The 21810-nt window shown below is 39.8% G+C and carries 20 protein-coding genes and 1 tRNA gene; 15 read left to right on the top strand and 6 right to left on the bottom strand.

All coding sequences use genetic code 11. The features are described from left to right. The first annotated feature begins 591 nt into the window (after positions 1-591). From GFH32_RS18655 to GFH32_RS11110, 3 genes are all read left to right on the top strand, one after another. The gene (locus GFH32_RS18655; protein WP_153511674.1) at positions 592-1524 is read left to right on the top strand and encodes an acyltransferase family protein; all 933 of its coding nucleotides are present in this window, start codon (positions 592-594) and stop codon (positions 1522-1524) included. A gap of 265 nt (positions 1525-1789) precedes the next feature. After that, a complete protein-coding gene (locus GFH32_RS11115) occupies positions 1790-2143 on the top strand; it encodes an ISAon1 family transposase N-terminal region protein (RefSeq protein WP_153509180.1) in 354 nt (117 codons plus the stop codon). Positions 2144-2183: 40 nt separating this feature from the next. Further along, positions 2184-3071: an ISAon1 family transposase gene (locus GFH32_RS11110; RefSeq protein WP_228384115.1), complete on the top strand. Its 888-nt coding sequence runs from the start codon at positions 2184-2186 to the stop codon at positions 3069-3071. 158 nt (positions 3072-3229) lie between these two features. On the opposite strand, the gene GFH32_RS11105 is transcribed toward GFH32_RS11110, so the two are convergent. Continuing rightward, positions 3230-3303 (bottom strand) — tRNA-His (locus GFH32_RS11105). 499 nt (positions 3304-3802) lie between these two features. On the opposite strand from GFH32_RS11105, the gene GFH32_RS11100 reads away from it, so the two are divergent. Then, a complete protein-coding gene (locus GFH32_RS11100; protein ID WP_153511673.1) occupies positions 3803-4222 on the top strand; it encodes a hypothetical protein in 420 nt (139 codons plus the stop codon). Here the strand turns inward: GFH32_RS11100 and GFH32_RS11095 are convergent. Beyond that, complete coding sequence (locus GFH32_RS11095) at positions 4219-5694, bottom strand: aminotransferase-like domain-containing protein (RefSeq protein WP_153511672.1); 1476 nt, start codon at positions 5692-5694, stop codon at positions 4219-4221. The genes GFH32_RS11100 and GFH32_RS11095 overlap by 4 nt on opposite strands. Positions 5695-5758: 64 nt before the next feature. Between GFH32_RS11095 and GFH32_RS11090 the strand changes: the two genes are divergently transcribed. From GFH32_RS11090 to bioA, 5 genes are read left to right on the top strand one after another with little or no spacing between them, the layout of a single operon-like run. After that, complete coding sequence (locus GFH32_RS11090; RefSeq protein WP_153511671.1) at positions 5759-6394, top strand: hypothetical protein; 636 nt, start codon at positions 5759-5761, stop codon at positions 6392-6394. Continuing rightward, positions 6372-7475: an aminotransferase class I/II-fold pyridoxal phosphate-dependent enzyme gene (locus tag GFH32_RS11085; protein ID WP_153511670.1), complete on the top strand. Its 1104-nt coding sequence runs from the start codon at positions 6372-6374 to the stop codon at positions 7473-7475. Before GFH32_RS11090 ends, GFH32_RS11085 begins: the two co-directional genes overlap by 23 nt. Then, on the top strand, positions 7472-8044 hold the full coding sequence (bioD, locus tag GFH32_RS11080) for a dethiobiotin synthase (RefSeq protein ID WP_153511669.1): 573 nt from the start codon (positions 7472-7474) through the stop codon (positions 8042-8044). The genes GFH32_RS11085 and bioD overlap by 4 nt, the downstream gene beginning before the upstream one ends. 29 nt (positions 8045-8073) lie before the next feature. Further along, on the top strand, positions 8074-9069 hold the full coding sequence (gene bioB / locus GFH32_RS11075) for a biotin synthase BioB (protein ID WP_153511668.1): 996 nt from the start codon (positions 8074-8076) through the stop codon (positions 9067-9069). Continuing rightward, entirely contained in the window at positions 9054-10316 is a 1263-nt protein-coding gene (gene bioA / locus GFH32_RS11070) for an adenosylmethionine--8-amino-7-oxononanoate transaminase (protein ID WP_153511667.1), read from the top strand. Before bioB ends, bioA begins: the two co-directional genes overlap by 16 nt. A 1-nt stretch (position 10317) precedes the next feature. Here the strand turns inward: bioA and GFH32_RS11065 are convergent, their stop codons facing one another. The 3 genes from GFH32_RS11065 to GFH32_RS11055 all read right to left on the bottom strand — a co-directional run bounded on the left by GFH32_RS11065 (position 10318) and on the right by GFH32_RS11055 (position 13152). Next, on the bottom strand, positions 10318-11208 hold the full coding sequence (locus tag GFH32_RS11065; protein WP_153511666.1) for an SH3 domain-containing protein: 891 nt from the start codon (positions 11206-11208) through the stop codon (positions 10318-10320). A 73-nt stretch (positions 11209-11281) separates the two neighbouring features. Beyond that, the gene (locus GFH32_RS11060) at positions 11282-12082 is read right to left on the bottom strand and encodes a class I SAM-dependent methyltransferase (RefSeq protein ID WP_153511665.1); all 801 of its coding nucleotides are present in this window, start codon (positions 12080-12082) and stop codon (positions 11282-11284) included. Positions 12083-12090: 8 nt separating this feature from the next. Beyond that, positions 12091-13152, bottom strand: coding sequence for an endonuclease/exonuclease/phosphatase family protein (locus GFH32_RS11055; RefSeq protein ID WP_153511664.1), 1062 nt, complete (start codon positions 13150-13152; stop codon positions 12091-12093). A 146-nt stretch (positions 13153-13298) separates the two neighbouring features. Between GFH32_RS11055 and GFH32_RS11050 the strand changes: the two genes are divergently transcribed. Beyond that, positions 13299-13637 (top strand): phosphoribosylpyrophosphate synthetase, encoded by a 339-nt coding sequence (locus GFH32_RS11050; protein WP_153511663.1) that lies wholly within the window; start codon positions 13299-13301, stop codon positions 13635-13637. 9 nt (positions 13638-13646) lie between these two features. On the opposite strand, the gene GFH32_RS11045 is transcribed toward GFH32_RS11050, so the two are convergent. After that, on the bottom strand, positions 13647-14282 hold the full coding sequence (locus tag GFH32_RS11045; RefSeq protein WP_153511662.1) for a helix-turn-helix transcriptional regulator: 636 nt from the start codon (positions 14280-14282) through the stop codon (positions 13647-13649). 274 nt (positions 14283-14556) lie between these two features. Between GFH32_RS11045 and GFH32_RS11040 the strand changes: the two genes are divergently transcribed. The 5 genes from GFH32_RS11040 to GFH32_RS11020 all read left to right on the top strand — a co-directional run bounded on the left by GFH32_RS11040 (position 14557) and on the right by GFH32_RS11020 (position 21784). Beyond that, positions 14557-14808 (top strand): hypothetical protein, encoded by a 252-nt coding sequence (locus tag GFH32_RS11040; RefSeq protein ID WP_153511661.1) that lies wholly within the window; start codon positions 14557-14559, stop codon positions 14806-14808. Positions 14809-15116: 308 nt separating this feature from the next. Continuing rightward, a complete protein-coding gene (locus GFH32_RS11035; RefSeq protein ID WP_153511660.1) occupies positions 15117-18272 on the top strand; it encodes a PVC-type heme-binding CxxCH protein in 3156 nt (1051 codons plus the stop codon). A gap of 258 nt (positions 18273-18530) precedes the next feature. Continuing rightward, on the top strand, positions 18531-19376 hold the full coding sequence (locus GFH32_RS11030; RefSeq protein ID WP_153511659.1) for a sugar phosphate isomerase/epimerase family protein: 846 nt from the start codon (positions 18531-18533) through the stop codon (positions 19374-19376). A gap of 71 nt (positions 19377-19447) precedes the next feature. Then, the gene (locus GFH32_RS11025) at positions 19448-20695 is read left to right on the top strand and encodes an MFS transporter (RefSeq protein WP_153511658.1); all 1248 of its coding nucleotides are present in this window, start codon (positions 19448-19450) and stop codon (positions 20693-20695) included. Between the two features lie 90 nt (positions 20696-20785). Then, entirely contained in the window at positions 20786-21784 is a 999-nt protein-coding gene (locus tag GFH32_RS11020) for a ThuA domain-containing protein (RefSeq protein WP_153511657.1), read from the top strand. Positions 21785-21810: the final 26 nt, after the last annotated feature.

Below are 21810 nucleotides of genomic sequence, written 5' to 3'. Positions count from 1 at the left end.
AATAAAGAGATAATAGACGGCTTGAGGACCTTTGATGTCGATGTCTTCGCGATAAATAAAGACGCGTGGAAGCAATTGGTTGTAGGTGTTTTGTCAAAAGAGAAAGTAGACAATCTTAATCTCCGAAAGGAAAAATTATCAATTCTGTTTGTGGTTAAATCAACAGGAGCAATCCATTATATGTTCTATGCGTTGCCTCGCAATACTATGTTAACTGTTCAAGAGTTATCTAAGATTGACAAAAAGCTAATGGAAGACTTTAAGTTTAGCTTGAAAAGCACGAAAAACAGACATTTGCAAATGTATTTGATAATGATAGATTCAGAGTTGGATTTTAGTAAATAATTTTTGAATCGCGGTATTAGTGTTATGATAAGTCTGCCCTTTTGCAGTACTTAACGGTTTTTCTACTTTTTTTGCCTTTCCCTATTTCAAGCGGTTTTGTCTAAGATTTCGATTATAAGAGAAAAATTTAGTTGCCCAATATTCCTAATTGTAGTAGATATTTGGCAACTCTATATTTTTTCTCTCCGAATCGATGGCTTTTTTTAAAATAACCAATTATTTTTGTGAAATTTTTAATCTGAATTAATGGAAAGAATTGCATCTCTTGATTATTACAAGTTGTTTTTGTCGCTTTTCGTTGTCGGAATACACTGTAGCTTGTTTTCGGATGTAGACGGAAAGCTCGCTTTCATTTTCGACCAAGGGATCTTCAGAATAGCTGTGCCTTCCTTTATTTTAATTTCGGGATTTTATTTTGATTCCATTAACAACAAAGAGAGACTTATGCAATGGTGTTCTCGATTGATTATTCTTTTTGTTTTTTGGACTCTTGTGTATTTTCCGTTTTGGAATGTGGAACCAAAAGTATTGATAAAGCTGATATTCGTTTTAAATGGCTACGCGCACCTGTGGTATATTGTTCATATGTTGCTTGCGGGTATAGTTTTGTACTATTTGAAAGACAAGAAGTGGTTTAAGCCTCTTCCGACTGCTTTTGCATTGTTTTTCGTAGGATGTGTAATCGAATACTCAGCTGTTTATAGTTTTAATGAAAAGGTTGACACATTTTTCAGGTTTATTGTACTGTCCTATCGGAATTTTGCATTCGTTTGTCTTCCGCTTTTAATTATAGGCTATTCTATAAAAAAGCATGGTTTTAAGATCTCTAAGGTTGCATTTCTATTTGTGGTTTTCTTGTTTCTCATTGAGATTTTATTGAACGCTCAGTTTTCATATCGCTATCCTAATCCAATCTTTGACATTCAATTCTCTTTAATATTAATAACGCCGTTATTGTTTATGGCTGTAAAAGAAATAAAAATAGATTCATCGTATGGGAAGTTGATCTCCTTTATTTCTTCGTCGATTTATTTTACTCACTTATTTATTATAAATCTTCTGACGATTTACGGAATTCAGTCGACTGTTTATAAATGGATATTAACTATCGTTATTTCGTTACTCATGGCGTTTCCGATACAATATCTTAATTCTAAACTGAAGTACAAAATTCTATAGCGATCTCAAATTGAGTTACTGGCTTTGAGATAAAGAATGGATTATGACTTTTGATAATTTGATTTAATTTGGAAGACAGTAGACATAATAGGGTTGCTATTTTTAATCTACATTCATTCAAACTGCCTAGGGTGTTTTTTTTGAATTACAATTTATGCCGATTGGAAGAGTTGTGTTATTCTCCCAAGGTTTTTTGGGATCAAGCTGAATTCTTGGGGGGAGTGTTAAAAATTTCTTAGTTTAGCGTCTTTAATACAAATATCCCTTGCAAGAAGCCGAACGTAAATTACTATCCTTATTGATGCCCGAAGGGCTTTTGGAATACTTCCAGATTTTAGAAGTTGATCAGGTCGACAATCAACTCCATATTTATTTAGATGAACTTAATATTGCTCCGACAGGCTATGAGCACAGCAAGTTGGAGTCAAAGGGTTTTATGCCTTCTACTGAAATTTCAGACTTTCCCATTCGAGGCCAGAAAGTTACGCTACATATCCGCCGTCGTCGATGGACGGTACTGGATACCGGAGATATCATCACAAGAGATTGGAACCTAGTGCGTGAGGGCGCTCGAATGACTACGGAATTCGGGCTTTTTTTAAAGAAGATATTTGGATAGCTACCCTGTAAGCGCCCAATTGGTAGGTCTGTTCTTCCAGATGGACGGCAAACAACTACAGGATCAATACAAGAACCACCTCAGTGATTTCCATGATTGGGACCAAAAGCCTCATGCCGAGAGCTGGACATTGTTCCCTGAAAACATATCGGAACACCTGAGCATTGATGAGACCAGCTTCAGCAACGGTGAATTATATACCATTGTTAGCAGTAAATCGGCAAAAGGGCGTAAAGGAACGATTTTAGCAACTATAAAGGGTACCAAGGCTGAGGATATCATGGCTGTTCTCGAGCGAATACCCTTGCGCTCGAGGAATAAGGTAAAGGAGGTGACCATGGATATGGCTCCCAACATGGCCAAGGCAATCCGTAGATGTTTCAGAAATGCCAGACGTGTGGTCGATCGGTTCCATGTCCAAAAGTTAGCTTACGATGCCGTGCAGGAACTCCGTATCAAGTATCGTTGGGAAGTCTTGGATGCAGAAAGCAAGAAAATAATGGAATCACGAAAGCGAGGGATCCCGTATGAACCGGAATTGTTGCCAAATGGTGATACGCTCAAACAGCTGTTGGCTAGATCCAGACACCTATTGTTCAAGCATCCAAGCCGATGGTCGGAAAGCCAGAAACATCGTGCTGAATTATTATTCCTGCGGTTCCCCAAGCTAAAACAGGCTTATGATCTTGGAATTGCCTTAGGGGACATCTTCAACAAATGCAAGGACAAAAAGGTAGCATTTACCAAGCTAGGCCTATGGCACAATCAGGTTGAGAATGCGGGTATTGCTTCCTTTGAGAGCGTGGCAAAATCCATTGCAGCGCATCATCAATACATCCTACACTACTTCGACAATAGAAGTACCAATGCTTCCGCAGAATCCTTCAATGCAAAACTCAAAGCTTCAGAAGCGTCTTCCGTGGCGTAAGGGACACAACATTCTTCCTGTACAGAGTGATGAAATTGTATGCTTAAAAATCTTTACCCCCCAAACTTTCGGTATGATCCGTTTTTTGCTTGCGGACAGCATGTCAGTGAAAGGTCTCTATAAACGTAAAAAGCTTCTCTTTTCAGAGAAGCTTTTCGGGTAAGTAATGGGGCTCGAACCCACGACCCCTAGAACCACAATCTAGTGCTCTAACCAACTGAGCTATACCTACCGTGATTTTGTGATACAAAAGTAGAATTAATCTCTATATCCTCCAAATATATTCTACTAAAAATATGCGTTTTTATGCAAATAAGCTCATTTCTAAGAAGATATTTTTTATTTAAGTTGCAGTGGAGAGGAAATGTAGGGGAATTCAATCAAGAATTTATAGATGAATCGATAGTGAGGCTGTAATTAAAAACTACAGTGGCTGAAGTGCTGATTGAATTTCTATTGTTGTTAATTTTAGATTGTTTTATTGTTATTATATTGATAGTAAGATGCTTGCTGTATTCTTTACGCTGTAACATGCTGGATACAGTTTGTTGTATTGAGATAAAATTATATTTTATGGTAAAATTCTATATTTAGGGGAATAATTTATTAAATTTTGATCATTAGGGCTTACGGGCTATTTAATTTATTAACTAATATTTGTTGAAATTCATTATATTTGGGTATGGCATCTACGCCAATGTGAATTAGATTATTAGCTTAAAGAAGTTTGTATGATTTCGAAGAATATATTGGTGGATTCTGCAATGATTGGTACCATCCATTTCTATGCTTATATTTTTAATAACCACGATGGACAGATTGGTTTCGGTTTGTTTACCAATAATGGGCCTGATCCCATTGTATATTTCCTTCATAGCAAATCACATCGTACAACACTTCACTTTGATGATGACATCATTCTTTGGTTATGCGAACAAAGCGAGTTTAGCACACAACAGCGAAGAGCATTGTTTAAAGAATTTCTAGATTTTGCTATTCGGATGGAACGCAAAGCTGCTGAAGTGATATTTAAGGATATCAAGATGACGAATCTTTCAGATTCTAGAGAGATAATCAAATACAAACGAATGTATATTCACTTTCAACGACCATCTATTGCGCCTTCGATTCGTATGAAAATGGAAAACTAATTCTCCATTTCACTAAGAACTTCTTTTAGGATGCCGATTGCCTGACTCATTTCCTGAGAATCTAAATTACCAAAGCCTAATCGTGTTCCTCGTATATGATGTGTTTGATACAGTAAGGTTTTCGGAAGAAATAAGTGCCTTTGCTCGCAGCGCTTTGCTAGCTCATAGAGATTGATGGGTTTCTTCCAGTTTAACCATATCGCAAGTCCTCCTTTCGGTAGGTTGAACTCTACCCAATCTCTCAGTTCTGCAGTCAATAGTTTTCCTAGATAGTCACGACGTTCCTTATAGACTTTAATTGATTTCTTTAGCTGTCGGTCGATTACACCTTCTTCGATAAGTTCGCCTAATGCTTGTTCCATGAGGATATCACCTTGCCTGTCAATAATCCCAAGATGCTTTCGCATTTCTTGCATAATATTCTCTGGAGCGACGATAAAGCCTGTTCGGAAACCTGGAGCAAGTGATTTTCCAAATGAACCCACATAGATGACCATACCATTTTGATCGTTGCTCGCAAGGGGTAATATAGGTTGCTTTTCATAATGAAAGTCGTAATCATAATCATCCTCAACAATGATGAAGCCGTATTGATTAGCCAGCTGAGTAAGTTCCAATCTGCGCTGAGCTGATAAAGAAACGGTTGTTGGGTAGTGTTGCTGTGCTGTGACGTATACCATACGTATCTTCTCTGACTCACACAGTTGCTTCAGGGCAGTTGTATCTATTCCATCTTGATCGACAGGGATTGTACAGACACGGTTGCCTGCTTTTTGAAAAATCATGTTAGAAGAAAAATAACCTATATCTGCCACGACTACAATATCATCAGGTTCAAGGATAATCTCGGCGATGATAAATAAACTCATTTCCATGCTTCTCGTAATCAAAAGATTTTCTTTTGATATCGCTAGCCCACGGGTAAGTTGAAGATGATGGGTGAGTTGCTCTTTAAAATATTCACTACCATCTTGATTATAGTAGCCCATTTTTTTACGATTGCCTTTGCGCTTTAAGTTTGCAGCATAGATCCTCGAGAGGTCTTCAATTTGTGTTAGTCGGATATCGGGAGTACCATCGTTAAAACTAAGGTCGTATTCAATCTTCTCAAATGGATTATCTAGCAGAAAGGATTTTTTGAAGGGGTAGCCAGCCGCTTTCGGATACTGATTTTCCATTTCATTGCTCGGAAGTAATGTGGGCAGCTCTGAGGAAATAAATGTACCGCGATTGGCGATAATTTCTACCCAGCCTTGCGAAAACAACTCTTCATAAACGGCGCTAATCGTATTTCGATGTACGTCCAATAGTTCCGCTAATTGTCGAGTACCCAGTAGTTTCGTTCCGGAGCGTAAATGACCACGTGCGATAGCATTGATGAACTGCTGGGCTATCTGTAAGTATACTGGTTGATTAAGATCGCGATCAAATTGGATAAAACTACGATATGGAATACTTTCCGGACTACTCATAATATTAAAACTGGTAGGGTTTAACGTGCCGGCAAGGTAGTACTTTTACAGCAAATGGAGAAATATGAGAACTATTCTAGATCGGATCGTTAAAAACGATAGCCTGCATGGGAAATGGTTAAATACCCTTTCCTTTATGGAGAATGCTGGTGCGCGGAAGATCTCGGCAAGTGAAGATCGCTTTACAACGAATATTATGCAATTGAAGCATGCTGCTGAAGAACATCGTCATGCTTATTACTTGAAAAAGCAGATCGCTAAACTTGATCTATATGCATGTCCTGATTATATCCCAAAAAACCTCTTGGCGGCAAATCAAACCATGTTTTACTTGCATTCCCTCGATATTCAAGCCTGTCGCTATTTGAAGGAGCATTTTACATTGGACACGAAAGCCTTGAAGTATGCAGCGTATTTGTTTGTTACATACGCTATCGAGGTGCGTGCTGACGAACTATATCCGATTTATCAAGAGGTTCTCACACAACGGCAATCGAAAGCGATGGTGAAGTCGATTATCCTAGAAGAAGAGGGGCATTTAGAGGAGATGATTAAAGCGCTGCAGGAGTTCGATAAGCAATGGGAGCAGCACGCGGCTGTAATCTTATTATTAGAAAAGCAATTGTTTGACCATTGGTTTGCAGCAATTGCATTAGAGGTAGAGAAGGCATACGAGCATGTTAGGGAGCTGGCAGGCTAAGTTGGTTAATCGAATAGAAGATAGCACAGTCCGCACGCTAAAGATGCAAAGGGACTGCGTGGACTTCTCATCCAATGATTATCTCGGCTTGGCACGAAATCCATTGTTTCAGGGAGATTTAATGAGTATTGTGCTCAAGTATCCAAGCGCTCTGAAGGGAGCAACGGGATCCAGATTGATTAGCGGAAATACGAGAACCCAAGAAGAGGTCGAAACTTTTCTAGCGCAACGTTATGGAGTCGAGAGCGCCTTACTTATGTCCTCAGGATATATTGCTAACCTATCGCTTGTCTCTTCGTTAGCACTCCGTGGCGATACGATTCTTGTGGATGAATTGATTCATCGCTCTGTTCATGATGGCTGTCAAATGAGTGCCGCCACAAAGTGGAAGTTTCGACATCAGGATTTAAATCATCTTGAGAGCCTGCTAAAAAAGGCTAGAGGGCAGATTTGGGTGCTTGTAGAGTCTATCTATTCCATGGATGGCGATTACGCCCCTTTAGCAGACTTAATTGATCTGACAGAAGCTTATGGTGCAAATTTGATCGTTGACGAAGCACATGCAGTCGGCGTTTATGGTAATGGATTGGTTTATGAGCAAGGGCTAATGAGTCGGGTGTTCGCGACGGTTATCACCTTTGGAAAAGCAATGGGCTTTCATGGGGCTGCCGTTTTAGCTTCTCAAGAGCTAAATGATTATTTGGTCAACTTCGCTTCACCAATCATTTATAGCACTGGGAATTCAGACTTGATGGCGCTTAGTATACAGGCGGCTTATCAATTTATTGACAAGAATCCCACATTGCGAGAGCAGCTTCAGCAGCGCATCATGTATTTTAATTCTCATTTAAAAAGAACCGATAGAAAAGTATTGTTCTCTGCTATACAGCCCGTTATCATTCCTGAATTAAATAAGTTGAAGAGTACAGCTGAAGAACTCGAGAGGGCGGGATTATCGGTCTATCCTGTGATGCCGCCAACGGTTCCAGTGAACACTGGAAGGCTTCGGATATGCTTACATACACACAATAGCTTTGATGAAATAGATCGATTGACAACCATAATAAAAGAATACCTATGATAAAGAAAGTTTTCGTAACGGGCATTGGGACAGGCATTGGGAAGACACATGTCGCAGCCATGTTGGTTAAGTTATGGAATGCTGATTATTGGAAGCCCATTCAATCTGGCGATTTACAACCAAGCGACAGTATGCAAGTTGCAGAGCTTGTCGATCAACAGGTCAAGATATTTCCAGAACGATACAAATTGACTGCGCCGCTTTCCCCACATGCATCGGCAGCACTGGATAGCCTGACTATACAGTTGTCGGATTTTAGTTTACCCGATACCGATCGGAGTCTTATTGTGGAGGGGGCGGGAGGTTTATATGTACCTATAAATGATGAGGATTTCATAATTGATCTCATTGTTTACTTAAATCTTTCTGTTGTATTGGTTTTGCAAGATTATTTGGGATGCATCAATCATACGATGCTCTCGATTGAAGCGCTAGTGTCAAAAGGAATTCCTGTAGATTCTGTGGTATTTAACGGTGAGTTTTCTGAGGCGACATCCTCTATCATACGTAAGCATTTACCAGCTGGAGTTGAATGTCTAGTCAATCCTTGGCAAAATAAAGAAGTTTAATGAGCATTTAGTTTATCCTTTAAATAAGCATGAAAAATAATAATAACCTACGTCACGATTGGACGAAAGAAGAACTGTTGGCTATATATAATAAACCCTTAATGCAGCTTGTTTATGAGGCCGCTACTGTCCATCGAGCCTGGCATAAAGCCGATGAAATACAAATCTCCACACTTTTATCTGTTAAGACCGGTGGTTGTCCTGAGGACTGCTCGTATTGTGGTCAAGCTGCTCGATATCACACTGATATTCAAGTACAGGCATTATTACCGACGGAAACAGTATTGGCACATGCACAGAAAGCAAAAGATAATGGTTCTTCGCGCTTTTGTATGGCTGCCGCTTGGAGAGAGGTGCGTGATAATCGAGATTTTGACCGCATAATCGATATGGTAAAAGGGGTAAACGAACTCGGATTAGAAGTGTGTTGCACATTAGGGATGCTCACAGAAAGTCAAGCCCTTCGACTTCAAGAAGCAGGACTATATGCGTACAACCATAATTTGGATACCTCTGAAGAGTTTTATGATGAAATCATCTCAACACGGAAGTTTGATAATCGAATCGAGACCATTAAGAATGTCCGGAAAGCTGGCATTACAGTATGTTCGGGCGGTATCATCGGACTGGGAGAGAAACCAACTGATCGTATTTCTATGCTGATGACCTTAGCAAATATGGAAAAACATCCGGAATCTGTTCCTATCAACGCATTAGCTAGAGTAGCTGGCACGCCGTTAGAACATTTGCCGAAAATTGATACTTGGGAAATGGTTCGCATGATTGCTACCGCTCGAATAGTATTGCCTTCTTCGATGGTTCGTCTAAGTGCTGGAAGAATTGAAATGAGCGAAGAAGAACAGGCCTGGTGCTTTATGGCGGGGGCCAACTCCATCTTCACGGGCGAGCGACAAACCTTATTGGTGACGCCGAACCCAGGTGTCGATGAGGATATGACGATGTTGAAAAATTTAGGTTTAAAGCCAATGAAAAAGGAGGTGAATACATCATGTTCAATGAGCTAATAGCGCGCGATAGACAGGTTAATTGGCATCCTTATAGCCAAATGAAAACAACAACGCATATCCCAATTCTTTCGGGAAAAGGATCCTATCTGTTCGATGCAGAAGGAAATCGATATATCGATGCTGTTTCATCTTGGTGGGTTACTTTACATGGCCATGCCCATCCCTATATCGCTGATAAAGTATACGAACAATTGCAATGCTTAGAGCAAGTTATCTTCGCTGGATTTACGCACCAACCTGCTATCACACTATCGGAACGTCTACTGGAGTTGTTGCCTGCAAATCAGACGAAAGTGTTTTATTCGGATAACGGGTCTACAGCCGTTGAAGTCGCATTAAAGATGTGTATCCAATTTGCGCATCAAAGCGGGAAGAAAAAAAACAAGATACTCGCATTTAAAGATGGTTATCATGGCGATACGTTCGGTGCGATGTCAGTCAGTGAGCGAGGAGTATGGACGGCCCCATTCCAAGACTTATTATTTGAAGTCATCTTTATCGATACGCCGAATTCATCTAATCTCGAAGAATTGTATACCTTAATTGATCAACATGCAAGTGAGCTAGCATGCTTTATCTATGAGCCCTTGGTGCAAGGTGCAGGCGGGATGTTGATGCATACTGTGGATGCTTTATCGCAGCTCATGCGTCATTGTAGAAATCGAGGTGTTATACTGATTCAGGATGAAGTATTTGTGGGCTTTGGAAGAACAGGAACCTTATTTGCTGCAGATCAACTTAGCGAGCAGCCTGATGTCATGTGCTTCTCCAAGGGATTAACCGGAGGTACGATGCCTTTGGGAGTTACAACGTGTCGAGAAGAAATTTATCAGGCTTTTTATGCTGACGAAAAGATGAAGGCCTTTTTTCATGGCCATTCGTTCACAGCGAGTCCTATAGCTTGTGCGGCGTCTTTAGCTAGTTTGGATTTACTCCTTCAAGTGGAGACTTTGGAGGCTATACAGCGGATTGTAGGGCAGCATACAGCCTTTGCAGAGAAAGTGAGGACCGTACCGATCATAGAAGAGGTTCGGCAGTGTGGAACTATACTAGCAATGGATTGGCGGGTAGGAGGGACTTCTTATTTCAACAATATGCAAGAACAACTGTATAAAAAATTCCTAGCGGAACGGATCCTAATGCGTCCGCTAGGAAATACAGTGTATATCGTTCCACCTTACTGTATATCCGAGGAGGATTTAAATGATGTATATGACGCGATTTTAAAAATCGCGGAGCAATAGATTAATTCACCTTTTGGTAAGTTTTACCATCCCAGGAATAGTGCTCTTCCGACTTTTTGACTTTGTATTCTAACTCGTCTTTGCTGTCGTCAATCACTTCTCCTTCTTCAATCTTTTTAACGATGAGTTGGTTTCCCTGTTTAGTTTGCTTAGGGAAATCTAACTCTTCGCTATAATAGTAGATCCCAGCATCTGATACCGAGGACACTTTGGGCAGGCTGTGCAGATTTGTACCATCCCATGCATAGCCATAAATTACGGTAGGTATACCACAAGCCTCTCCAGCGAATATAATGCTGTAAATTGCTTTGGTGTCTTTTAGCCTTTTGTCTTCTGTAAATTCCGAATGAGCGAAGGATTGTTCTCCCATATAGTGTGCAAAGCCATGCTTTTGAATTAATTGATTGTTCTTGTCGATCACTTTCGCTTCGATCCAATCATAGGACTGCTCATTATTGGTCCAGGAGATGCCGTATAAGAAACTATTGCCCGATTTAGGGTCTTTCTTGCAATCTAAAGCAACTAGTCCTAACCAGATATATCCGCTTCTTTTCTCTTTATTAATTTCATATGAAATTTTATACCAAGGCAGATTCATGCCGCGAATCTCTGTTCTATTCAGTCCTTCATCTTCTAAGAATCTAATGGCCGTTCCTACCGGAATCGAGTCGATAAGACTACTTTTAGTGGACGGCTTCTGACGTATATAAGCCATGTTAGCAAATATCGTCGCTTCTTTATCCTTGTGCGTTTGCCATAGATTGAAATCTTCAATGACCTCATAGGCAGCAGCTTCTTCCTGCGCATGCACTTGCTGTAAACTCAAAATAAATAAAAATGAGAAGCAAAGGAAAAGATACTTATTTATTACTGGAATGGATTTGTTTTTCATGTTTATGACGTCTAACCTAGGGATAAAGGTACGCAGTAAATTACGTATGCTTTATCCCTGATTACGGGGTATTTTATGCTTTTGTAGCCGATAATGCGTACAGCATTGGTATATTATTTCCTAAATGTTTAATTCTAAACTTCTTGGGCTCGAACTCTTCGGTATTTAAAAAGCAGTTATACGGCGAGTAATCATATTCCTGAAAGGAATTGATATGAAATCCTTGGTTTAACAATGCTGTAAAAACTTCACCTAAGGAATGATTCCATGAAACACTATTATTGCTGATTTCAGCTTCTCGATCAGCGTATGTACCTTCCGTCATTTCCTCTACAGGTCCGTCGTTGAAATAATTGTAGCCTACTTTTTCGAAATTATAATTAAACATCCAGACCACTGGATGAAATTCAACGAATACCAATTTACCACCAGGTTTTAACACACGCTTGATGACCGCTGCCCAGGCATCAAGATCCGGAAGCCAACCGATCGTTCCATAGCTCGTGAATACAATGTCGAATTGAGTATTTAGGGTCTCAGGCGTATTATATACATCGGAACAGATAAACTTAGCGTCCAAATTGAGTTTCTGAGCAAGCTCCTCTGCAGCCAGGATTGTTTTGTCTGATAAATCTAATCCCGTTGCTTCGGCGCCTAAGCGCGCTAAGGATAGCGTGTCTTGTCCAAAATGACATTGAAGATGCAATATCTTTTTGCCTTCAACATGACCTAAAAGTTCCAATTCGACTGGATTTAGAGAACTGTTTCCTGCAAGAAAACTTTCCATATCATAGAAGTCGGAAGACAGGTGCGACGCTACTTTCTCATTCCATAGTGTCTTATTAATTTCTTTGTAATTGTTATCTGTGTTCATGTTGTTAGCTAATCTGACGTATCGGCCGTTTTTTTCTCAGCGGCGATTTCCTTATCTGCTTGGCTTGCCTCTAATTGATTGTCCTCTTGGATACTTTCGTTTTGAGATGCATATTGCAGATGTACAAAAATAGGATAATGATCCGAATTAAAATTATTCATTTTCCTCAATGAAATTAACTTGAAGTGAGCCGAGATAAAGGCGTGATCCAAAGGGAATTGCATCAATGGATATTTTGCATGAAAGGTGTTGAAAAAGCCACGACCACGACGTGGGTCAAGAAGCTCACTCATCTTAAGGAATAATTCGGTTGTATAACTCCAAGCGACATCGTTTAGATCCCCAATGACAACGACTGGAAGTTTACAGTTTTTCGCTTGATCAGCAACCAACAGTAGCTCTTTGTCTCTTTCTGTAGATCGGGGGTTCTCATTTGGAACCGGCGGCGTAGGATGAACCGCAAATACTTGGACTAGCTGTCCACTGGGGAGTTCGATCTTGGTGTGAATCGAAGGAATCTCCTCCTCGACAAGATATTTGACCTCACTATCTCGAAATGGTAGTTTCGAAAACATTAACATACCGTAGGTGTTGTCGATAGGTACTTTAATCTGATGTGGATAATCTTGATCAAGAACAGCAGTTTCTTTTTCCCAACGATGATTTGTTTCTAACAAAAGCACTAGATCAGCATTGCTCTTTTTTACCACATCAACACATCCTTGATAATCGTCGTTGTCTTCGAATACATTGGAAATCAATATCGATAAGCTATTTGACTTGTCAGTTTCCTTTGTTCCGAATACTTGCTTTTTAGCTAAGGGAGTGAAAGGAATGATTTGAATAAGTAAACATATCGCTGTTATTCCAATGGCCACTGCCATAAGGTTTAGCCAAAGACTCGCAGAAACAACAAATAGCATGTAAAGTAGCAACCAAAGAATGGCAATCGCCAATTTTTGAATTCGCGGATACTCAAAAACACGAAATGTCCAATAATCATGTCGGATTAAGGGGAGGAGAGAGCAGATAAGAATAAGTGAACCTAAAATATAGAGTGTGATTTCCATTTAAATTTTATGTAGTAAAGTTATCCAAATTGGATAATGTATAAAAACGACGTTTATAATACCATTTTAAAACGGAAAGGTTTTCGAAATGAAACGATCCATTGTAAAAATTCTTATATTTAATTGCAAGATATAAAATATAAATTATGGCATTACAGCATAATAGATCCTATGATACACTAAGTGAAGCGGTGAACGATTTGCAGACTATTGGTTATACTGAAGACTTCCTAATTCGAGAGGATGGCGAATGTTTGTATTGTGCACAAAATGCAATGGAGTTGTCGTCTGAAGAATTTGTAATAGACGGAATCTATCGCTTTGAAGGCATGACGGATCCTGCAGATGAGAGCATCTTATTTGCGATCTCCTCGAAAGACAATCTCATTAAGGGTTTAGTAATTAATAGCTTTGGCGCAGAATTTAGCTATCGTTCTTCTAAATTAGTCGAGGAATTGTATCGAAGGTCGCGTGATTTGCGCTAAAAAGAACCGCTAAGAATTGCTTTGCTTAGCGATGCGGTAAACACAGCGATGTTCGTCTGCGAGTATATGTTGTGTCCTTTCGACAAGGTATTGTTCCCCGAATAAACGTTGAAAGTTCTGAAGCTCTGCTCGACAGAAACGCTGACATGCGGTTGCGGCAGCACAGATTGGGCAATGATTCTCAATAAAGAAATAGTTGTTACTCTCTTTAGACCATTCGGCAATATATCCTTCTTCCGTTCTAATTTGACTTAGTCTTTCCAACTTCTCTTCGACTGTCGATGCACTTTCTAGCGCTTTTTGATAGCGAGAGTAGGTCTGCTTTTCTCGATCACTGATTAGTAGCTCAAGCGCATTTTCGCCTAAAATATTACGAACAGAATCAAGTAATTGTACGGTCACATCAGCATGCGTGTCCGGAAATTTTGCTAATCCTGCCGAGGTTAGGGAATAAAAACTAAAGGGGCGACCAACGCCAACACTCTTGCATTCCTTTTTCACTAAACCTTCTTCCTCCAGTTTTAGGAGGTGTTGTCGCGCACCTTCTTTTGTCATCGATAATGCCGACGCTACTGACGCAGCATCCAGTTCGCAGCGCATTTTCAGTAACATCAGTAATTGTTCTGAACTACTCTTCTTTTTCATTACCCAATTATTTACTTGTTTAAAGCAAGAATACAAAGATAGATATTCCTTAAAGTTTTATGACTTTGTTAAAATAATATTAATGAAATATTTTAATAAATAGCCTTTACTGGAGATTAGCAGTCTATTCAGCAATTTGAGTAAATGAAATCATGACAATAATAAAACAATTATATACTTGTTTTAATTGAAAGCTTTTCTAAATTTGGTTAATCATTCCAGTGTCAGAGTTGGACAGGAATAAGCAGATTTTACAACCATACCAGGAAACATTATGGATAACTATATACTAACGTTCAGAGCACCATTAAAGACAATGTTAGCTCGTGAAGAACTGATCAAGACCTTAGAAATAAGTATACCACATATTCAATTACATTCATTTGATTTGGATGATAAGCAGTTTATCATGCGTATCAAATCAATCGGGCGCGTTGAAGATGAAATTCAGACCAAACTATTAGAGCTTGGTCATCGGGTGGCATTCATCAGTTCAAATTCTATTTCAACGGCCATCGGAGCATAGCTTGCATTTTTCTCTAGTTCATATGTTTAAATGCCTTGATTCTTTATTGATATCAAGGCATTTTCGTTTATAGTGCATTCAATATCAGTCTAAAATCTCCTTTTATAGAATCTTTAAACTTGCGCGAGAACTTGAAAAATTGGGCTTAGGCGCTCCTAAACTCCTTTATTGCTCCCGAAATAAAAAAAAACATCCTATCAGGATAGTACAGGATACCATTTACCATATGGAACTTTATATTTGATTATAACCTGAATCTATGTGGCATATTGCCTCAGGGTATAAACCTTGTACAATCTATATATATTATGAATTTCAGAAGTTCCTTTCTAGTTTTTTTTGTGTTAATGCTCCTGTATGCTTGTTCGGATAAGCCATCAATGGAGCCGGTAAAGATTCATAAAGGATCGCGTGTTGTTTTGATTGGAAATAACTTAGGTTCTAGAATGATGGAATACGGGGATTTCGATACGGAACTCCATACGCGTTTTCCGGACAGTATGCTTTACATACGCAATATCAGTAATCCAGGCAATACCGCCGGTTTCCGCCCACATCCATCGAGAAATTCGCCTTGGGCGTTCGACGGTGCTGAGGCATTCAACCCTGAATATGATATCAACACGGGTAGTGAAGGGCATTTTCCAACTGAAGATGCATGGTTAACGACTTTGAAACCCGATGTTATTATTGGATTTTTTGGCTATAATGAGTCCTTTAAAGGAGCTGAGGGCTTGGAAAACTTCAAAGGGGAAATAGCTGCATTCATTGATCATTCAAGAAAACAGAACTATAATGGTGGAAAAGGTACAACCCTTGTATTGGTGTCGCCAATTGCTTTTGAAGATTTATCCGATAAATATGATCTTCCCGATGGGGAAGAAACAAATGCCAATATCAAGCTATATGCAGATGCAATGGCTAGTATTGCGAAAGAAAAGAATGTCCCTTTCTTGGATGTTTATTCCGTAACGAAAAAATGGTATGCTAGCGCTTCTGAGCCTTTGACGATTGACGGATCGCAGTTAACGCAAGATGCTTATGCGAAATTCGCGGACTATTTAGTTACGGGTATTTTCGGAAAAGGAGAAGGCACGCCTTCATCACATAAGGAACAAATAAAAGAAGCCGTATTAGAAAAAGATTGGATTTGGAATCAAGATTTCAAAATCCCTAACGGAGTACATGCTTATGGTCGTCGTTTTAATCCTTTCGGTCCAGATAACTATCCTTTTGAAATCAAAAAGCTTCGCCAAATGGGGGAGATACGTGATACTGCAATTTGGAAAGCAGCGAAAGGCGAGAAAGTGGATTTAGCCGCAATGGATAAGAACACGCTCAAATTACCTGAAGTAGTTACTAATTATGTGGCAGGAGAAAAAGGGGATGCGAGATACCTTTACGGTGATGAAGCATTGTCGAAATTCCACGTTGCTCCGGGCTATAAAATTGATCTATTTGCTTCAGAGGAACAGTTCCCAGACTTGGCAAATCCAGTACAGATATCATTTGATGAGAAAGGTAGATTATGGGTGGCTACTATGCCAAGCTATCCACACTGGAAGGCTGGAGATGGCAAACCGAATGATAAAATTATCATCCTTGAAGATACAAACGGCGACGGAAAAGCCGATAAGCAAACTGTATTTGCAGATAAATTGCATTTACCAATTGGCTTTGAATTTACGAAAGAGGGCGTTTATGTTTCTCAAGGTAAAAACATGGTGTTGTTGAAAGATACGGATGGAGATGGTAAGGCCGATAAAAAAGAAGTGATATTAAGCGGGTTTGATGATCATGATACGCATCATGCACATAGCGTTTACACGATGGATCCATCGGGAGCAATCTATATGGCCGAGGGTGTTTTCTTACATACCAATGTCGAAACTTCCTATGGTCCGGTGCGCGCTACAAATGGAGGATTCTTCCGTTATTCGCCACAAAATAAGCGTTTAGAGCGTGTTGCTCAGGTTTCGATTCCTAACCCATGGGGTATTGCAACCGACGACTGGGGACAAATGATCTATTCAGAGACTTCAGGTCCTGATGTACGTTGGATGCTTCCTGGTAGTATGAAACCTCGTTATGGCGAAGCCAATGATAAGTCGTTTACTTTGGTGGATAGCCTACATCGTGTACGCCCAACTTCAGGACTTGAAATCGTTTCATCACGCCATTTCCCGGATGATGTACAAGGAGATTATCTTATTAACAATACGATTGGTTTCTTAGGCGCGAAACAGCATACCTTAACAGATGATGGAACCGGATTTAAATCACAACATAGACAAGATTTATTTTGGTCAGACGATAAGAACTTCCGTCCTGTAGATTCTGAATTTGCACCTGATGGTTCCCTTTACGTTGTTGACTGGCATAATATTCTAATTGGTCATATGCAACACAATGCCCGTGATCCACTTCGCGATCATGTTCATGGACGTATTTACCGTGTTACATACCCATCTAGACCATTGGTGAAACCAGCGAAAATTGATGGTGCAAGTATCGATGAATTATTAGAAAATTTAAAATTACCAGAATATCGCTCTAGATACAGAACACGTTCTGAGCTACGTCTACGCGATGATGCTGAAGTGGTAAAGAAAACACTAGCATGGGCAGAAAAACTGGATACTAAGGATCCTAAATACCTTCATAACTTGACCGAAGCGTTGTGGGTAACATGGGGAGCGAATAAGATCGATGCAGGATTGCTTGAAAAGCTATTGAACTCTACAGATTATCATGCACGTGCGGCAGCAGTACATGCCTTACGTTATAACACCGATAAGATTAAAAACTATAAGGAGCTATTTGCTAAAGCAGCCAAAGATGAAAATGGTCGCGTGAAATTAGAAGTAATCGCGGCAGTGTCTTGGTTAAATCCGTCAACAGGATTAGATCTGATAAATGCAATCGATACGACGAAATTGGACAAATGGAATAAACCAGCTTACAAAACCTCTTTCGCGCATTTAAACAATAAATCAGTGAAGCAAAGAGCAGAGGGAGGAAGTTTAAGAACAAGCTTAAAAGGAAAAGATTTAGAGCAGTTCAAACGCGGTGCAGTGATCTATGCAAAAGAAGGCTATTGTATCACTTGTCATCAGCCGAATGGTAAAGGATTAGAGACCTCTGGTTTCCCTCCATTAAATCAAAGTATTTGGGTGACAGGTAATGAAGATCGATTAATCAAGTTAACATTACATGGATTATTAGGACCTATTGAAGTAAATGGGAAGAAATACCCAGGTCAAGTTCCAATGACTCCGTTCGGTGCGATGTTAAATGATCAAGAAATAGCCGATGTGTTGACTTATGTCCGCAATACATTTGGCAATAGCGCGGGTGCAATTTCAACGGCTAAGGTCAAAGCCATTCGCGAAGCAGTCAAGGATAAAAAAGGATTTTATTCACCAGAAGAATTGATGAAAATACATCCTTTAGAAAAAAATTAATTTGGGTTAGAATAAATGAATGATGGAATAGGGGGAATGTTTTTATATAGGCTTTAACATCGCCCCCTTGAACATCAATTTTTTTATGACCTGAAGATTTTAAAATAGCTATTTAGTTTCATATATTATACCAAGACAGTTTCTCCCAGCCTCCCCCTGATGGGGAGGATTAACTGTCGATCTGCGTCATAGCAGGAAGGAATGCTAACCAAATTCCCTCGCTATTTTTTAGAACCTATAAAAACGAAAAGGAAGAGAATGAACAAAATTGGATTTAACTTATTGCCATGGTCTGCTGGTGTTTCATCAGCTGTTTTTCCATTGCTAGATCGATTGAAATCGATAGGATACGATGGAATTGAGCTATTGATAGGCTCACCAGATGAGACTGAATATAAAGCCCTGGGGAATTATGCTCGCGAATTGAATTTGGAAACAACTGGCGTTTTTGTTCTCGGTGCAGACGACAATCCAATCGCTTCAGAATCCGTTATTAGACAACGAGGTCTTGATAAAATAAAATGGGCTATTGATCGTGCACATGATTTGGGATCCAAAGTAATCTGTGGTCCTTTTCATTCGGCTCACGGATCCTTTTCGAGAGCAGCACCTACCGAAGAAGAATATCAATGGAGCGCCGAAGTATTACAACAGGCAGGCGAATATGCTAAGCAAGCCGATATTGTTCTCGCTTTAGAAGCGGTAAATCGCTTTGAAACGTACTTAGCCAACACCATGGAGCAGTTGGCAAAGTTAGTAGAGTTGACAAATCACTCGCATGTGAGAGCCATGTATGATACTCATCATGCTAATATTGAAGAGAAAAGCATCAAGCAACCGATCGATCGTATTCGTCCATACTTAGCACATGTACACATCAGCGAAAATGACCGAGGAACACCTGGAAAAGGATTAGTTCATTGGCAGGAGGTGTTTACGGCTTTAAAAGCGGCTAATTATGAAGGTTGGTATACTATCGAGTCATTCTCCCGTGCCGATCCGGACTTCGCCAACGCAATTAATGTATGGAGAGAATATTCAGATCCTTGGGAAATTGCCGAAGAAGGTTATACCTTTATTAAATCGATGCTAGCGAAAGCTTAAAAATTGGCGAGTAGGGGTAGACTCGTGCTATCCTTACCTCGCTGTTTTCTTAACTAATATAAACCAACATTATGAGTAAGCAAGTTAACAGTAATGCTTTGTTTCTTGGGAGCTGTTTAGCCCTAATTACAACAGGCCTCACTTTTTCCATCCGTGCGGGAATTCTTCCGCAACTCGGAGCAAGTTTTAATTTAAGTGCCGAACAACTGGGGTTTATCAACTCCATGTGGTTTCTAGGCTTCCCAATCTCCATGATATTGGGCGGGTTATTCTATTATAAAATAGGACCAGCGAATATTATGCGCATTGCTTTTGTTTCACATACACTGGGGATTATCCTGACGATTTTTGCAACAGGCTACACCTCCTTGTTAGTTTCTACATTATTTATTGGCTTCGGTAATGGATGTACGGAAGCAGCATGTAATCCACTGATTGCAGATTTGTATTCCGGTAAACGAATGGATAAAATGTTAAATCGCTTCCATATGTGGTTCCCAGGAGGAATTGTTTTGGGTAGTTTAATCTCTAAATTCATGACAGATTTCGGTGCATCTTGGCAAACACAGATGTGGATTATTATGGTTCCAACGATTCTTTATGCCATAATCTTTTGGGGTAAAGCATTTCCAGAAGCAAAACAAGAAGCGGCAGCATCAATTTCCAATAACTTCAAAGCGATGTTTTCGCCAATCTTTATCTTCTTATTCTGTTGTATGGCATTAACGGCGATCTCAGAATTTGGACCTCAACAATGGGTAGGGATTATTATGGCGGATAGCGGTGCTAGCCCAATGTTAATATTAGCCTTAGTAACCGGCGTAATGGCTGTTGGCCGATTCTTCGCGGGTTCTGTAATTAAAGTATTGGGACAAACAGGTGTCCTTTTATTCTCTGCAGTATTTGCAACCATAGGTGTTTACTTATTCTCTGTAGTAACTGGAGGAATGGCTTATGTTGCTGCTATTTTCTTCGCCGTTGGTGTTTGCTATTTCTGGCCGACAATGATTGCAACAACAGCTCAACGTGTGCCATTGAGTGGTGCCCTAGGCATGTCAATCATCGGTGGGGTAGGTATGTTCTCGACTTCAATTTTTCAACCTATTATTGGACGTTGGATCGATAAATCTAAAGAAACAGTAGTAGCTACAGGTCAAACGGTAGAGAATATAGATTTAGCGGTAGGACAAGCGACATTAGCGAAATTGGCAATATTTCCAGCGATTCTAATTGTTGTATTCTTGTTTTTCTATATCTGGCAAAAAAGAACATATAAGCCGGAAGTACATCCTGAGGACTCACCCGTAGAAACAGCATAAATTAATATTAATTAAACAAAGACGATTGACAATATACATATGATACGAACGCACAAACAGCTCTTAAATTTGAGTTCCTTGACTAAAAAAATGACTGCATTTCTGTTGCTTATCCTGGCAATCGGGATTAATGCCGCATGCGCTCAACAGAAAGATTTGCTACATTTTAAACCCAATGCAGGGACTGCTAAAGGCAAGAAAGTTGTGCTTGTTTCAGGTGATGAGGAATATAGATCCGAAGAAAGCATGCCTATGCTTGCGAAGATTTTAACCACTCATCATGGTTTTGAAACATTCGTATTATTTGCTATTGATCCAAAGACCAAGCAGATTAATCCAGAACATCAGAACAATATTCCGGGCTTAGAGAATTTAAAGGATGCCGACCTATTGATCATTGCAACGCGATTTAGAGAGTTGCCGGATGCGCAAATGAAGCATATTGATTTGTATTTGAAGTCTGGAAAACCGGTGATCGGATTGCGTACGGCAACCCATGCATTTAATTTTAATAAAGACTCTAAAAGCCCATACAAGCATTATGGTTTCAGTGAAAAAAGTGCTGAATGGAAGGGAGGCTTTGGCGGATTGGTACTTGGAGAGACTTGGGTAAATCACCATGGCGATCATGGAAAAGAGGGAACCCGAGGATTGATCAATGGCTTAGAAGTAGAAGGGAAGAATCCGATTTTACTGGGTGTTAAAGATATTTGGGTACCCTCAGATGTTTATGGTATCCGAAATAATTTAGCAACTGCTAAAGTTTTAGTATTTGGACAGCCAACTGCTGGCATGACAGCGGAGAGTCCTGTAAATTGGCATAAGACGATTATGCCTGTTGCATGGACAAAGAGCTATCAACTGCCAGGTGGTAAGCAAGGACAAGTGTTTGCGACCACAATGGGTTCATCAATTGATTTAAAAAGCGCCGATTTAAGACGCTTAGTGGTGAATGCAGCGTATTCCTTAGTTGGACTCGAAAATGCGATTAAAGAAGACTATAATGTAAGTCCTGTTGGTCATTTCGAAGCCCATATGTTTGGCTTCGGAACCTATGAAAAAGGGAAGTATCCAAAGGATTATCAATAAGATTTTATTCGTTTTTATTAATTCAA

Origin of the sequence: Sphingobacteruim zhuxiongii, assembly GCF_009557615.1 — a bacterium.
Lineage (GTDB): Bacteria > Bacteroidota > Bacteroidia > Sphingobacteriales > Sphingobacteriaceae > Sphingobacterium > Sphingobacterium zhuxiongii.
This window is presented reverse-complemented; position numbering and strand designations above follow the sequence as displayed.

What these genes read in the sequence shown, in the direction of transcription:
- GFH32_RS18655 (WP_153511674.1), top strand. Translation starts at nt 592, where the DNA reads ATGGAAAGAATTGCATCTCTTGATTATTACAAGTTGTTTTTGTCGCTT.
- GFH32_RS11110 (WP_228384115.1), top strand. Translation starts at nt 2,184, where the DNA reads ATGGACGGCAAACAACTACAGGATCAATACAAGAACCACCTCAGTGAT.
- GFH32_RS11100 (WP_153511673.1), top strand. Translation starts at nt 3,803, where the DNA reads ATGATTTCGAAGAATATATTGGTGGATTCTGCAATGATTGGTACCATC.
- GFH32_RS11095 (WP_153511672.1), bottom strand. Translation starts at nt 5,694, where the DNA reads ATGAGTAGTCCGGAAAGTATTCCATATCGTAGTTTTATCCAATTTGAT.
- GFH32_RS11090 (WP_153511671.1), top strand. Translation starts at nt 5,759, where the DNA reads ATGAGAACTATTCTAGATCGGATCGTTAAAAACGATAGCCTGCATGGG.
- GFH32_RS11085 (WP_153511670.1), top strand. Translation starts at nt 6,372, where the DNA reads ATGTTAGGGAGCTGGCAGGCTAAGTTGGTTAATCGAATAGAAGATAGC.
- bioD (WP_153511669.1), top strand. Translation starts at nt 7,472, where the DNA reads ATGATAAAGAAAGTTTTCGTAACGGGCATTGGGACAGGCATTGGGAAG.
- bioB (WP_153511668.1), top strand. Translation starts at nt 8,074, where the DNA reads ATGAAAAATAATAATAACCTACGTCACGATTGGACGAAAGAAGAACTG.
- bioA (WP_153511667.1), top strand. Translation starts at nt 9,054, where the DNA reads ATGTTCAATGAGCTAATAGCGCGCGATAGACAGGTTAATTGGCATCCT.
- GFH32_RS11065 (WP_153511666.1), bottom strand. Translation starts at nt 11,208, where the DNA reads ATGAAAAACAAATCCATTCCAGTAATAAATAAGTATCTTTTCCTTTGC.
- GFH32_RS11060 (WP_153511665.1), bottom strand. Translation starts at nt 12,082, where the DNA reads ATGAACACAGATAACAATTACAAAGAAATTAATAAGACACTATGGAAT.
- GFH32_RS11055 (WP_153511664.1), bottom strand. Translation starts at nt 13,152, where the DNA reads ATGGAAATCACACTCTATATTTTAGGTTCACTTATTCTTATCTGCTCT.
- GFH32_RS11050 (WP_153511663.1), top strand. Translation starts at nt 13,299, where the DNA reads ATGGCATTACAGCATAATAGATCCTATGATACACTAAGTGAAGCGGTG.
- GFH32_RS11045 (WP_153511662.1), bottom strand. Translation starts at nt 14,282, where the DNA reads ATGAAAAAGAAGAGTAGTTCAGAACAATTACTGATGTTACTGAAAATG.
- GFH32_RS11040 (WP_153511661.1), top strand. Translation starts at nt 14,557, where the DNA reads ATGGATAACTATATACTAACGTTCAGAGCACCATTAAAGACAATGTTA.
- GFH32_RS11035 (WP_153511660.1), top strand. Translation starts at nt 15,117, where the DNA reads ATGAATTTCAGAAGTTCCTTTCTAGTTTTTTTTGTGTTAATGCTCCTG.
- GFH32_RS11030 (WP_153511659.1), top strand. Translation starts at nt 18,531, where the DNA reads ATGAACAAAATTGGATTTAACTTATTGCCATGGTCTGCTGGTGTTTCA.
- GFH32_RS11025 (WP_153511658.1), top strand. Translation starts at nt 19,448, where the DNA reads ATGAGTAAGCAAGTTAACAGTAATGCTTTGTTTCTTGGGAGCTGTTTA.
- GFH32_RS11020 (WP_153511657.1), top strand. Translation starts at nt 20,786, where the DNA reads ATGACTGCATTTCTGTTGCTTATCCTGGCAATCGGGATTAATGCCGCA.